The sequence below is a fragment of the Paenibacillus radicibacter genome (genome assembly GCF_024721995.1).
GTDB classification, from domain to species: Bacteria; Bacillota; Bacilli; order Paenibacillales; family NBRC-103111; genus Paenibacillus_AM; species Paenibacillus_AM radicibacter.
Genome location: NZ_JANQBC010000003.1, coordinates 59,556 through 73,653, shown reverse-complemented (window position 1 = coordinate 73,653; position 14,098 = coordinate 59,556). Strand labels below are relative to the sequence as shown.

Below are 14,098 nucleotides of genomic sequence, written 5' to 3'. Positions count from 1 at the left end.
CTATTTACACAAAATAGTTGTAGCACAGAACATCCATATTATTAATTGGAGGTCGAAAAGTTCATGAAAAAGTTTTTTAACGTGTCTTTTTTATTGGTGCTTGCATTCTCTTTAGCACTAGTAGGTTGCGGTGGCAAAACTGCTGCTCCAAGCACAGACAAGCCTGCGGCATCTGAAGCGCCTAAGAGTGACAACTCAGGTAAAGATTTCAAATTCGGAATGGTTACTGACGTTGGCGGGGTTAACGATAAGTCCTTTAACCAAAGCGCTTGGGAAGCTCTTCAACAAATTAAAAAAGAGACTGGCGCTGAAGTTAAATACTTAGAGAGTAAATCCGAAGCAGATTTTGCTTCTAACACAAATCAATTCGTTAAAGGTAACTACAACTTAACTTGGGGTATTGGTATGCTTCTTGACAAAGCAGTTAAAGATGCAGCTACTCAAAACCCTAATGCTAAACTTGCAATGATCGATAACGTAGTAGAATTGCCTAACGTACAATCCGTAACATTTGCTGAGCAAGAAGGTTCCTACCTAGTAGGTATCGTTGCGGGTATGACAACAAAGACTAACAAAGTTGGTTTCGTTGGCGGTATGAAAATTCCAGTTATCTCCCGTTTCCACGCTGGTTTCGTAGCTGGTGTTAAAGCAGCTAACCCGAAAGCAGAAGTATTGATCAACTATGCGGGTGACTTCGGTAAGCCAGACGTAGGTAAAGCAGCAGCAGCAAGTCTTTACAACTCTGGCGCAGACATCATCTTCCACGCAGCTGGTGGTACTGGTAACGGCGTATTTAACGAAGCAAAAGATCGTTTGAAAGCTGGTAAGAAAGTTTGGGTTATCGGTGTAGATAAAGACCAATCCATCGAATTCGGTGCTGATGTAACTCTTACTTCCATGATCAAGCGTGTTGACCAAGCGGTTCACAAAGTAACTAAAGAAGTAATTGATGGTAAATTTGCTGGTGGTACAACTACAGTTCTTGGACTTAAAGATCAAGGCGTAGGTATCTCTGATACTTCTAGAAAGACACTTCCTGCTGATGTTGTTAAAGCAGTAGACGATGCAGCTGCTAAGATTGTTAGCGGCGAAATCAAAGTGCCTGCTGACGTTCAGTAATTGACCCAGGCGTTAGATTCGATATAATATAGTACATGAAGAAAAGGCTAGTTTAACATGAACTAGCCTTTTCTTTGGTTAATATCAAGATCAAGTATGGCAGGTGAGATAATGAGTGTTGAAAACCCAGTAGTTGAGTTAGTAGGCATTACAAAGCGTTTTCCAGGGATTGTAGCAAATGATTCCATTTCTCTAAAGTTACAAAAGGGAGAGATTCATGCCCTACTCGGAGAAAATGGAGCAGGAAAATCGACGCTCATGAATATCGTGTTCGGGTTGTATCAGCCTGATGAAGGACACATCGAAATGGACGGTAAGAAAGTTCTTATCGATTCCCCAAACAAGGCCATCGAGCTTGGCATCGGGATGGTCCATCAGCATTTTAAGCTTGTGGAACCGTTTACAGTTACAGAAAACATCGTACTCGGTATGGAACCAAAGAAAGGGATGCAGATCGATTATCGTACAGCTGCTGAGAAAGTTCGTAAACTTTCCGAGCAGTATGGATTAGATATTGATCCACATGCCAAAATTCAAGATATTTCAGTAGGTATGCAGCAGCGTGTTGAGATTGTCAAAACGCTATATCGTGGAGCAGATGTTCTCATTTTTGATGAACCGACAGCGGTTCTGACACCTCAAGAAATTACAAAATTAATGGAAATTATGAAGCAGCTTGTGAGTGAAGGTAAGTCGATTATCTTGATTACGCATAAGTTGAAAGAAATTATGGCAATTGCTGATACAGTAACGATTATTCGTCGTGGTAAAGTAATTGATTCCGTTAAGAAAACAGAGACAAACCCGCAGGATCTTGCCGAAAAAATGGTTGGCCGCAATGTATCGTTCCGTACGGAGAAGAAGCCTCCATCACCTAAACAAGCGGTGCTGCAGGTCAATGATCTATCCTATAAAAACAAACAAGGCGTTAACATCCTAAACGGTCTTTCATTCGAAGTGAAAGCTGGAGAGATTCTGGGTATTGCAGGGGTAGACGGCAATGGACAAACCCAATTAATCGAGGCGTTAACAGGTCTTCGTAAAGTTGATGGCGGCGCAGTTACGCTTAACGGTCAGAACATCACGAACTGTACACCGCGTCAAATTTCGGAGAAGGGCATGTCCCATATTCCGGAAGATCGTCACAAGCATGGTCTTGTGCTTGATTTTACTGTGAGTGAGAACATGGTTCTTGATACGTACTTCTATGAGGGATTCTCCAAAAATGGATTCATGGATTACAAAGCGATCGATGTACATGCAGAGAAGCTGGTGAAGCAGTACGATGTACGTACACCGAGCATTTACAATGAAGCGCGCTCTCTATCTGGTGGTAACCAGCAGAAGGCGATTATTGCCCGCGAGATCGAGCGTAACCCAGACTTTATCATTGCAGCGCAGCCTACTCGTGGTCTTGACGTAGGGGCAATTGAGTTTGTGCATAAGCAGCTTATTGAACAGCGTGATAAGGGTAAAGCTGTACTACTCATTTCATTCGAACTGGATGAAATTCTGAACGTATCCGACCGAATTGCCGTTATTTACGAAGGTAAAATCGTTGGTGAAGTGCTGCCGCAAGAAACAACGGATCAGGAACTAGGCTTAATGATGGCGGGCAGTCGCCGCAGCGAAGGAGGGGAAACGGTTGGATCGGGTCATTAGATATATCGCAAAAGATTCACTGGTTGTTCCTTTGGTTGCCATCGTTATGGGTCTTTTAACTGGTGCAATTGTTATGTTAATTGGAGGATACAATCCAATTGATGCTTATGGAGCATTGTTCTCCCGTGTATTCGGGAACGTATATGACTTTGGTGAAACGTTACGTCAAATTGCACCGCTTATCTTAACAGGTTTATCGGTTGCATTTGCGTTTCGGACAGGTCTGTTTAACATTGGTGCAGAAGGTCAATTCATTATCGGTATGACGGGTGCTACGTTTATCGGGATTAAATTTGGTCTGCCATGGTATGTTCATGCACCGCTTGCGATTATTGTCGGAGCGATTCTTGGGGGACTATGGGGAGCACTTGTTGGCTGGTTAAAAGCGAAACGCGGTGTGAACGAAGTTATTACTTCCATCATGCTTAACTGGATTGCGCTGTATCTTGCGAACTTTATTGTAGGTCGTTACCTACTAGAGCCAGGTCAACAGCGTTCTTATGACATTGCACCGACTGCTAGCATTCGGATCGAATGGTTATCCGAGATGTTGGGAAATGCACGTGTGCACTGGGGGATTTTCATCGCCCTTCTAGCGGCGCTCGTGTTCTATCTGATTTTATGGAAAACAAAACAAGGTTACGAACTTCGTGCGGTTGGACTCAATCGTAATGCGGCAGAATATGCAGGGATGAATGTTAACCGTAATGTCATTAAAGCGATGTTTATTGCAGGTATCTTCGCAGGTCTAGCAGGAACGTTCGAGACACTTGGGGTGTTCCAATCCCAGTCCATTACCGCAGCATTGCCTGGTTATGGTTTAGACGGTATTGCGGTAGCTCTACTTGGTGCGAATAACCCAATTGGTGTTATTTTTGCAGCTATACTATTCGGCGCATTAAGCTATGGCTCGGCGGGTATGCACTTTGCTGCTGATGTACCGCCTGAGATTATTCGTGTCGTTATTGGTGCGGTTATCTTCTTCGTAGCTGCACAAGGTATTGTGAAGTGGGTTATTGCTCCAATTTACTTGAAGCGCAAAAAAGATGAGAGGGTGGTATAGATGCAAGTGCTTGATCTCTTAGGTCAGACGATCAATACGACACTCGTGTTCTCCACTGCTTTGATTCTTGCTGCGTTAGGTGGTATTTTTTCAGAGCGATCTGGTGTCGTAAATATTGGACTTGAAGGTTTAATGGTAGCAGGGGCGTTTGGTGCAGCTGTTGCAACTTTATATGCTGAAAACAGTGGTTTAGGCAATGTTTCCCCATATATCGGATTAATTGCTGCAATTGTGCTTGGTGTGGCGTTCTCTTGGATTCACGCAGTCGCGTCGATTCGATTTAAAGCAAACCAAGTCGTCAGCGGTGTCGTGATTAACTTCCTCGCAGTTGGGGTAACGCTTTATTTGGTAAAACTACTATTTGATGGAGCTGGACAAACAGATACAATTGAATTCGTGTTTAGTAAACTGTACATTCCAGGCTTATCGGATATTCCGTTCATCGGTCAAGTATTCTTCAATGCTTATCCGACAACGTACTTGGCGATCATTCTTGTGGCTGTAACATACTATGTGTTATACAAAACGCCATTCGGCTTGCGTCTTCGTGCAGTTGGGGAACACCCAAGTGCTGCGGATACAGTAGGGGTTAAAGTACTTCGTATGCGTTATATCGGTGTATTGCTATCTGGTGCTCTAGCGGGCCTAGGTGGAGCGACGATTACACTAACGACTACAAGTGCGTTCTCCCACAATACGATCTCAGGCCAAGGTTTTATCGCGCTAGCCGCATTAATCTTCGGTAAATGGCATCCAGTCGGTGCACTAGGCGCGGCGTGTTTCTTCGGTTTCTCACAAGCGATCAAAGACCTTGTGCAAAACTATGGCTTGTCTGGAAGCATTCCTGCTGAGTTCATCTACATGTTGCCGTACATCTTAACAATCCTAGTACTTGCTGGAGCAGTAGGTCGTGCAAATGCACCTTCCGCTCTCGGTGAACCGTACGATCCAGGTAAACGTTAAGCGTGTAACAAACTTATACACCAACCAAACCTCTGTAATTCGCTTTCGCGGCGAATGCAGAGGTTTTTTTTATTATCGAGATTAATAATTATAATAATAAAATAAATGAATTGACGCGTATAACAGACTCGTACATAATAATAAAAACTTCACTTATTAGGGGAATTGTGGAAGTTAAAATTTATAGGGGGTTGTTTCATTTGGCGTTTTGCGAAAAATGTGGTCACAAGATTCAAGAAGGGGAGGTACATTTATGTAATGAAGCTGCAGCAACAGTAGCTCCTGATTCACAAGGGAAAGCAATTCAAGATAATCCGATGTTGCAAGATTTAAAGCGAGCTGTGGGGCAGATTGATGGTAATAAGGTGCTTACGATTTTGAAAAATCCACAAATGAGTTTACGACTTGATCCAGCTAAAGATCTCACATATGGAGTATTAGGAATAGCTGCATCCATAGTTGGATTTTTAATTTGGGCTATTATCATTCAGAATAAGATTGAAGACATGCTGGGAAATTCATTTGGCAGTTTAATGATGATGGCAGGTGGACGCATATCCTTTGGCAGTGGTATCGCTTGGAAAATGTTCTTGCTGGGTATTTTATCGCTTGCTGCTCTTCTTGGAACGGTATACATAATTGGTAATTGGTTAGGAACTAGAAAGCTTAGTTTTATTGAAATAGCCGTGAAAATCGGAGGCATGCACCTTACATCCGGTGCTGGATTTGTGCTTGTTGGAATTGTTTCTTTGATCAATATGAGTGTTGGTTTCTCTTTGCTTATGATCTTGTTGATATCTGCATTGATTTGGACGGTAATGGGTGCAAATCAATTAATGGAGGTACAGGAAGAGCGAAGAATTGCGTTTATTGGATCAACGATAGCTGTGTATGGCATTGTGTTTAGTTTGTTAATGAAATTATTCATGTAAGTATTCATGCTAGAACAGAAAGAACCTTTTCCGACTCAATGGGGAAAGGTTCTTTTTAATATATTAATTGATTTGTCTTGGATTAGACTTGCGGATTTACTTGCTGCTGGCGGTATTCGGTTGGAGATTGATTATACATACGTTTGAACTGTTTGGAAAAATAGAGCGGATCGCGAAATCCGACGGAGAACGCGATTTGTTCGACTGTTAGTTGGATTCGCTCACGCAGCAGTCTCCGTGCATGATCAAGGCGCAGATGGAGCAGGAATGTGACAGGTGTAACACCAGTTTGTTCTTTAAAGATGCGAGATAAGTAAGCGCGATTGTAGCCCAATCCTTCTGCCATCGTCTCAATTGTTATCTCCTCTGCGTATTGGGTGGACAAATATCGCAGGGCTTGGCGGACGATGTCTGTACTAGGGGTTGGTGTTGTTTGCTCGACTTGCTGCGTATGGGAAAGGATTTTGCCATAGGAAGCGAGAATGAGTTGTAAACTACCTGATGCTTCTAGAGAAGCAAAAGGAGTTCGCTGCCGAAATGCAGTAAAAACACGCCCGAATAACACGGTAAGCCGATTATGGTTGCTACCTTTCCTTGCAATAGGGTGATCAGGAGTGAGTCCAATCGCTTGAAATATTGGAGTGAGATTAGAGCCTCGGAAGGCGATCCACCGGTAGTGCCAAGGTTCGAATGGGTCAGCTGCATAAGTGACGAGTTGTTCAGGTTCGATTAGGAAACTGTCGCCTTCTTGAAGGGTATACGTCTGCCCCGCGCAGGTGTAAGTTCCTTTGCCTGTAAGTACGGTATGTAGTAAATAATAGTCCAACATTTTGGGACCGAGCGTATGCCCAGGCTTGGTTTGGCTTTCTCCAGCAAACAAAATGACAGGATCAAGCGAAAGTTCTGGATTTGGATTCGATGCAACCACATAGCTATATGTAGGGATAGATTGTGACATGGACATGAAGCACCTCCTCATCTAAGTATATCGCTCAAGGTCACATTTTTCCATGTGTACCTAACAAGATTCCATTGGGAGTTGATTGATGTTGCCGTATACTGAGATTACTTAATATCGAATCGAAGGTTTGGAGAATAGGGAGGCGTGAGTCAGATGGAAGTGAAGTTAATCGAGCAGTTAAAGGGACGATTTGTCGAGTTGTACGGAGGGAATGCCGCAGATATAGCTGTGTATCATGCACCAGGGCGTGTGAATTTGATCGGGGAGCATATCGATTACAATGGAGGATATGTATTTCCGGCTGCTCTTACAATCGGGACAGCACTACTGTTTCGACGTCGAACAGATGATGTGCTGAATATGGCATCGGAAGGATTTGCATTAACTGTACAAAAATCCTTATCGGATCTGAACTACCAAGCGGCAGATGACTGGAGCAACTTCCCGAAGGGAGTCATCTCACTTCTAAATGACGAGCAGGCAATTTCATCCGGATTTGATATGTTGTTCTACGGCAATATACCCAATGGGTCGGGATTATCTTCCTCAGCTTCAATTGAAGTGTTGACAGCTTACGCAATATTGGATCAAGAAAATCGAGAAATTGATCGTACTCAAATTGCACTGCTTGCTCAGCAGGCAGAGAATGAATATATCGGAGTGAAATGCGGGATTATGGATCAATTCGCAATCGCGCAAGGGAAGAAAGATCATGCGGTACTACTACGCTGCAATGATTTGAATTATGATCAAGTTCCTTTTGAAAGTGGATCTTATCAATTGGTAATCGGTAATACGAATAAGCGTAGAGAGCTTGCTCATTCCGCTTACAACGAACGTAGAGGACAGTGTGAAGCTGCCGTGGAAATACTGCGGACGGAAGCTTCTGGTCTTGAAAACCTGAAGTGGCTGGCGGATTTAAGCGAAGCACAATATAGCGAAGTTTCTCACGTCTTAGAAGATGAGGTTATGCAGCGCCGCGCACGTCATGTCGTGGAAGAGAATGCACGCGTACTGCGCTCTGTGGAATTGCTTCGTCAAGGTAATCTTGAGGAGTTCGGTAAGATGATGACGTTGTCGCATGAATCCTTACGTGACCTGTATGAAGTATCTTGTCGGGAGTTAGATGTGATGGTCGATACAGCTCTACAAGTGCCAGGAGTACTTGGTGCGAGAATGACGGGCGCAGGTTTCGGTGGATGCACGGTGTCCCTTGTACATGAAGATCATGTGGAAGAATTTATTCGTATTGTTGGCGATACGTATAACCGAGAAACAGGTCTAACAGGTGAGTTCTATGTGAGTAAAATTGGTGACGGTGTACGTCGCGTGGAATAGTAGGAAAACGTGTGGCTTGATCGGTTTGAAGAGATGAAAGTGTGAACTAAAGAGGAGGAGAATAAGATGGCGATTATGGTTACAGGTGGTGCGGGTTATATCGGTTCCCATACGGTGGCAGAGCTGATTGCTCGTGGTGAGGAAGTCGTGATTGTAGATAACTTGCAGCAGGGACATCGTGAATCACTGCTATTCGGCGGCAAGCTTGAAGTAGGGGATATTCGGGATCACAGCTTTATGGATCGTGTTTTCTCGGAAAATAAGATTGAAGCGGTCATTCATTTTGCGGCGAATTCCTTGGTTGGGGAGAGCATGCAGGTACCAGGCAAGTACTACGATAACAATGTAACAGGCATGAATTGCTTGCTGGAGCAGATGGATAAGCACGGCGTAAAGCATATCGTCTTCTCCTCGACAGCAGCAACATATGGAGAACCTGAGCGCGTACCGATTGAAGAGGGCGATCGCACGGATCCGACAAGTGTATACGGGGAAACGAAGCTCGTTATGGAGCGCATGATGCGCTGGTTCGACGTGGCACATGGGATTAAGTATGTGGCGCTTCGTTACTTCAATGCAGCAGGTGCACATGAGAGCGGCAAGATCGGGGAAGATCACTCACCAGAGTCTCATCTTATCCCACTGATCTTGCAAGTTGCGCTTGGACAGCGTGAGCAGATTGCGGTATTCGGTGAGGACTACGCGGCACCAGATGGAACTTGTGTCCGCGATTACATTCATGTGAGCGATTTGGCAGACGCGCATGTTCGCGCGCTGTATAAGCTTCGTGACGGCGGGGACAGCGCCGTCTACAATCTTGGCAACGGACGCGGATTCTCCGTCCGTGAAGTGATCGATGTGGCCCGCGATGTCACGGGCCACCCAATTCCGGCGGCGGTGCAAGGCCGCCGAGCTGGCGACCCAGCGGTGCTGGTCGCATCAAGCAGCCGAGCGCAAGCGGAGCTCGGCTGGGTCCCGCAAAAGCCGGAGCTGCGGGACATCGTGTCCAGCGCGTGGCGCTGGCACAAATCTCATCCTCGTGGATACCGAGGATGAAGGGGGGTTATGCGATGAACGACGTCATCGCTGGAACGCACATCGCGCCGAATACGGCTGCAAGAGCCCTGGAGGGGCTTTTGCAGTACGCCTTAGGCGCGGGAATGATTGAGCCGCTGGATGTATGCGCGGCTCGTAACAGTCTGCTCGCGGAGCTCCAGCTCGCAGCACCCTATGATCCAGCGCTCGATGCGCAGGATCACGCAGGAAATGCCGGTTGGACGATGTATCAACCGCTATCCGAGAATCATTGGGCATCGGTTGAGGGGGAGGCGGGATCTAAAGTTGGAACAACTGGATCACAATCCGCTCCATCCACAGCATCACCTAACGCACTACTCGCTACACTCATGGACTACGCGTATCAAGTTGGTATTCTGCCAGACAATACGACAACATATCGGGATTTGCTCGATGCAAAGCTGATGGGGCCGCTCATGCCGCGTCCATCTGAAGCAGCAGCGAAGTTCCAGCATATACGTGCGACACAAGGCATTAAAGCCGCTACAGATTACTGGTACCGTCTATCCATTGATTCCTGCTATATTCGTATGGATCGCATTGAGAAGAATATTATTTGGCCAGCCGAGACGGAATATGGTGAGCTGGAGATTACGATTAACTTATCCAAACCTGAGAAAGATCCAAAAGAAATTGCGGCACTTGCGAAGGCTGCTCAGCACACCTATCCAAACTGCCTATTATGTGTCGAAAATGTCGGTTATGCCGGTAGACTGGATCATCCAGCTAGACAGAACTTGCGAATTCTGCCGCTAACGTTATCAGGTGAAGAATGGTTCTTCCAATACTCACCGTATATGTATTACAACGAACACAGTATCGTTCTGAACGGACTACATGTCCCAATGCGCATCACACCACAGACATTTGAGCGCTTACTTGATTTCACAGATGAGATTCCGCACTACTTCATCGGTTCTAATGCGGATCTTCCGATTGTTGGCGGATCGATTCTGACACATGATCATTACCAATGTGGCAACCATAAGTTTCCGTTACAGAAGTCACCGATCGAACGTGCTTACGCGCATCCAAATTTCCCAGATGTACATGGGGGAATTGCACGTTGGCCGATGTCAGTCGTTCGACTCGCAAGTGTGGATAAATCGCAGCTCATCCAAGCGGCTGAGCATCTGCTGAGTGCTTGGCGTGGATATAGTGATGAAACAGCAGGTGTATCCGCCTATAGCGGCGATGTACCACACAATACGATTACACCCATTTCACGTAAAAATGAAGCTGGGGAGTACGAGATGGACCTCGTACTTCGCAATAATCGTATAAGTGAGAAACATCCCGAAGGCATCTACCATCCGCATCGCAACTTGCACCACATTAAGAAGGAGAACATTGGCTTAATCGAAGTGATGGGTCTTGCGGTGCTACCGCCACGTCTGCATACGGAGCTTGCGGCTATTAGTGAGCTGCTAACGCAGCCGGCTGTAGCCGTAGATCAACTCCCAAGTGCTATTATGCCGCATTCAACATGGATGGAAGAATTACGCGAAATTCATGGAACGATAGCGACAATTGAGCAAGCTGATGCGATTCTGAAGCAATCCGTCGGCGAGAAGTTCATGCAAGTGCTGCATGACGCAGGTGTGTATAAGCGTAATGAAGCAGGACAACAAGCCTTTGAACGATTTTTGCAAGCATCAGGTTATACTGCCCTATAATCGTGCAATCACGATATGCAAAAAGAGTGCAATACCATGAACACCATTTACGAATGGGTTAGTGGTTTGCACTCTTTTTTTAAAAATAAATAGAAAATATTACATGTTTACTTCGCTTTTACTCATGTAACGTTCCGTTAGAATCATAAGCAAATTAACGCCGACCTCATTCTTAACCCCTTCAGGGATAATGACATCTGCGTATTTTTTCGAAGGTTCGATAAATGCATCATGCATCGGCTTCACAGAAGACATGTACTGATTGCAAATTGATTGTAGGGAACGCCCGCGCTCATTCATATCACGTACCACGCGTCGCAAAATACGAATATCCGCATCTGTATCGACGAATACTTTGACATCAAGTGCGCTGCGTACATCTTCATCAGTCAGCACATGTAAGCCTTCGACGATCACAATGGATTTTGGTTCAATCGGAAGCGTACTAGTTGAACGCTCATGATTCACAAAGTCATAGACAGGTACTTCAACCCCGCGTCCTTGCTTCAATTCGTTCAAGTGCGTAATCAACAATTTATTATCATGGGCATTCGGGTGATCATAATTAAGTGCTTCACGTTCTTCAAACGGAAGATTAGCGTGATTCGCATAATAATTATCTTGAGAAATAATAACCGCTCGGTCCTCGCCGAGTTTGTCGATGATAGAGCGTGCAACTGATGTTTTCCCCGACCCTGTTCCGCCTGCAATACCTATAATTAACATAAACCTGTATTCTCTCCTGTCCTAAGCTCTACTACGTATTTTAACAAAAATCGAGTCGATTTAAAAATAAAAAGATTACCTTTTGTCAAAATTGTAGAGTGGACTAGGGTTTGCTTCCTATTTATCTAGAAATCAGTTCATTTTCCATGAGATAATCGCGAATGTCTTTAATCGAACAAGGAACAGGCCACCCTTCTTCGACAAGTCGCTGCTCTCCCCAAAAAAGTACAAGCTGCTTAATCTCTCTTGTGATTTCGTCACGCGGAGCGAGCATGTAGCAATCAGATAAAATTTCTTCTATATCGATTTCAAGGGTGGCTTCAAGCTTGATTTTCATACAATTAACCTCCACCTCCCTATGGGAAAATGATTAACGAAGCGAACTTAAATGCGAGGTGCAGTTGTACAACTTGCAGTCCCATCCGGCTTCTTTTTTGTGAAGAATCGTCAGGGATGTATTGCCCATAGGGCCATCTTGCACAGACTCGGGAACGAGTCGTGTGAGCGTTGTGCGAATTAATCCACCGTGTGAAACCATGAGGATTTTCTGACCGGGATAGCGTGCCGCCACGTCATCAATTGCTTGTTCACCGCGATCAGCAACGTGTGTACGATCTTCAACTCCAAGTTCTTGCTCGTTGTAGGTATCGCCCCACTTTGCCGTACGCTCGTCTTTGGTCATGCCTTCAAGCTGACCTAAATTCAATTCACGGAGCCTTGGATCAACAATGTCCACTTTTTTACCTTTTGCTTTGGCGATTGCCTCTGCTGTATCGTATGCACGGGACAGATCACTAGCCACTATGACATCCCACTCTTCTTCGGCAAGTCTTGCTGCAATAGCTTCCGCTTGCTCGCGTCCAAGCTTATTAAGAGGGATATCGGTTTGTCCTTGCATCCTTTGCTGCGCATTCCAATCTGTAAGGCCGTGTCGAATTAGTCCGATTGTCGTCGTCATTCTTGCATTCTCCTTTATGTATATCAGAATAGGCATGGCTCAAATTTAAGTATATCAAAGTTCATGCAAAAAGGCGGATAGGATTACCCATCAGCCCATTTTTGTAAAATAATTAATCGCAAGCTTGGCCACTGTTAATATGACCTGATTTTAAGGATTACTCTTCGTCAGATTGTGGAGTTTTTTCTGCGTCTTCAGAAGAGTTTACGATCATATGCTTGTCCTCTGCAAGATCGAGCGTGTCGTTCACGAATGCCATGTCTTGATTTTTTGCATGCATATTTGTTGTACCTACATAGTCGTCTTCAAGATCTTTATTTTTCATAGGTGAAATTCCTTTCTGTCTGTGATGGTATAGCTTGTGCGGAGGAATGCCTAAATATGCCTGTGTTCGTGCAAACTACTCTCAACGAAACATATGAAAGTTATGCATATAACGGACAAAGGACAAAGGGGTAATTTCACATGCTGCAAAAAAGGCGTTATTGGAGCGCAGCTTTACTTATGATGATCGGTTTAGGGGTTGGGGGCGGAACTTCGGCTTACTCGGTTATGAAGCCACTGGAAACTATGAGTAGAGCACGGATTTTGAATCAAGTTGGGGAATTGAACCCGGAGTCTAAGCACCTGACGTTCTGGCTCATTAGTGACATTCATCTAAATCGACCAAATGCCGTAGACAAATGCGTGCATGCCCTGCAAGATCTTGGGCAAGCTGCACCTGATTCGTCAGCACTTATTGTAAATGGCGACTTGGGTGATGGACATCCGCAAGATTATGCTAGGGTGGGACAAGTGATGCAAGCGGCTCCTCATCCATCGCAGGTGCTATATACGATTGGCAATCATGAGTTTTATCAAGCGTGGCATAACCGCAGGGGAGAATGGAGCAGGTGGACGTATCCAAATGGAGAGACCGAGCAGATGTCCGTTGCGCGTTTTGTGCAATTTACTGGAGCGAAGAATGTATATCAAGATCGCTGGATTCAAGGTTATCATTTTATCCTGTTAGGATCAGAACGCTATCGCTCCTCGGATGAATCCATTCTGGAGGATGCTTATTTGTCGGAGGATCAGCTCAAGTGGTTAGAGCAAACATTAAAGGATGACGAGGTAAAAGGGCTGGTGGCAAAAGATTTTATCGGGACGAGAGGGGAGAAATTGAAGGAGGAGGTTCGCGCAGATTCCGGGGCATCTGTTAAAAATCAGTCACGAGCAGTAAAGCCCATCTTCGTCTTCATCCATCAACCTCTGCCAAACTCCGTATCAGGGAGCGGTTCTGCTACTTACAATCGAGGTATCGTGCAGCATGAGCGATTAATGGCGATTTTGGACAAATATCCGAACGTGATCTTGTTCTCTGGACATTCACACTGGGAGTTGGCACTGCCCAAAACCGTTGTACGCAAAGGCTTTACCATAGTTAATTCATCCTCCGTATGGGAACCACGAAACGTTGAAGGCAAAGCAAAGTCGTTAACTGGCGATGCGAGCGAAGGCTTAGTCATTGAGGTGCAAGGTGATCATGTGCGAGTAAGAGGACGTGATTTGCAGCATGGGAAGTGGTTAGAAGAGTTGGATGAGTGGGTGTTATAGCCTTTATAAATAAAAAACGCACAAGCC

14 protein-coding genes are annotated in these 14,098 nt (G+C 45.1%); 9 read left to right on the top strand and 5 right to left on the bottom strand.

Annotated features, from left to right (window positions below; all coding sequences use genetic code 11):
- The first annotated feature begins 63 nt into the window (after positions 1-63).
- The 5 genes from NV379_RS08085 to NV379_RS08065 all read left to right on the top strand — a co-directional run bounded on the left by NV379_RS08085 (position 64) and on the right by NV379_RS08065 (position 5,739).
- Entirely contained in the window at positions 64-1,119 is a 1,056-nt protein-coding gene (locus NV379_RS08085) for a BMP family lipoprotein (protein WP_258206800.1), read from the top strand.
- A gap of 111 nt (positions 1,120-1,230) precedes the next feature.
- Positions 1,231-2,781 (top strand): ABC transporter ATP-binding protein, encoded by a 1,551-nt coding sequence (locus tag NV379_RS08080; RefSeq protein WP_258206799.1) that lies wholly within the window; start codon positions 1,231-1,233, stop codon positions 2,779-2,781.
- Entirely contained in the window at positions 2,765-3,844 is a 1,080-nt protein-coding gene (locus tag NV379_RS08075) for an ABC transporter permease (protein ID WP_258206798.1), read from the top strand. The genes NV379_RS08080 and NV379_RS08075 overlap by 17 nt, the downstream gene beginning before the upstream one ends.
- On the top strand, positions 3,845-4,807 hold the full coding sequence (locus NV379_RS08070) for an ABC transporter permease (protein WP_258206797.1): 963 nt from the start codon (positions 3,845-3,847) through the stop codon (positions 4,805-4,807).
- A gap of 200 nt (positions 4,808-5,007) precedes the next feature.
- Entirely contained in the window at positions 5,008-5,739 is a 732-nt protein-coding gene (locus NV379_RS08065) for a hypothetical protein (protein ID WP_258206796.1), read from the top strand.
- Between the two features lie 82 nt (positions 5,740-5,821).
- Here NV379_RS08065 and NV379_RS08060 read toward each other — a convergent pair whose 3' ends face one another.
- The gene (locus NV379_RS08060; RefSeq protein WP_308860262.1) at positions 5,822-6,697 is read right to left on the bottom strand and encodes an AraC family transcriptional regulator; all 876 of its coding nucleotides are present in this window, start codon (positions 6,695-6,697) and stop codon (positions 5,822-5,824) included.
- Between the two features lie 156 nt (positions 6,698-6,853).
- Here NV379_RS08060 and NV379_RS08055 point away from each other — a divergent pair, with 156 nt between their 5' ends.
- The 3 genes from NV379_RS08055 to NV379_RS08045 all read left to right on the top strand — a co-directional run bounded on the left by NV379_RS08055 (position 6,854) and on the right by NV379_RS08045 (position 10,791).
- Entirely contained in the window at positions 6,854-8,038 is a 1,185-nt protein-coding gene (locus NV379_RS08055) for a galactokinase (RefSeq protein ID WP_258206794.1), read from the top strand.
- A 66-nt stretch (positions 8,039-8,104) separates the two neighbouring features.
- A complete protein-coding gene (gene galE, locus NV379_RS08050; RefSeq protein ID WP_258206793.1) occupies positions 8,105-9,094 on the top strand; it encodes a UDP-glucose 4-epimerase GalE in 990 nt (329 codons plus the stop codon).
- 14 nt (positions 9,095-9,108) lie between these two features.
- Positions 9,109-10,791 carry a UDP-glucose--hexose-1-phosphate uridylyltransferase gene (locus tag NV379_RS08045; protein WP_258206792.1) on the top strand — a complete coding sequence of 561 codons (1,683 nt, stop codon included), beginning with the start codon at positions 9,109-9,111 and terminating at the stop codon, positions 10,789-10,791.
- Positions 10,792-10,890: 99 nt separating this feature from the next.
- Here the strand turns inward: NV379_RS08045 and udk are convergent, their stop codons facing one another.
- From udk to NV379_RS08025, 4 genes are all read right to left on the bottom strand, one after another.
- Positions 10,891-11,517, bottom strand: coding sequence for a uridine kinase (gene udk, locus NV379_RS08040; RefSeq protein ID WP_258206791.1), 627 nt, complete (start codon positions 11,515-11,517; stop codon positions 10,891-10,893).
- Positions 11,518-11,638: 121 nt separating this feature from the next.
- Positions 11,639-11,854: a hypothetical protein gene (locus tag NV379_RS08035; protein WP_258206790.1), complete on the bottom strand. Its 216-nt coding sequence runs from the start codon at positions 11,852-11,854 to the stop codon at positions 11,639-11,641.
- 33 nt (positions 11,855-11,887) lie between these two features.
- Positions 11,888-12,475, bottom strand: coding sequence for a histidine phosphatase family protein (locus tag NV379_RS08030; protein WP_258206789.1), 588 nt, complete (start codon positions 12,473-12,475; stop codon positions 11,888-11,890).
- Positions 12,476-12,632: 157 nt separating this feature from the next.
- Positions 12,633-12,800 carry a hypothetical protein gene (locus NV379_RS08025; protein WP_258206788.1) on the bottom strand — a complete coding sequence of 56 codons (168 nt, stop codon included), beginning with the start codon at positions 12,798-12,800 and terminating at the stop codon, positions 12,633-12,635.
- A 140-nt stretch (positions 12,801-12,940) separates the two neighbouring features.
- On the opposite strand from NV379_RS08025, the gene NV379_RS08020 reads away from it, so the two are divergent.
- Positions 12,941-14,071, top strand: a complete 1,131-nt coding sequence (locus NV379_RS08020) for a metallophosphoesterase family protein (protein ID WP_258206787.1) — start codon at positions 12,941-12,943, stop codon at positions 14,069-14,071.
- Positions 14,072-14,098 lie beyond the last annotated feature (27 nt).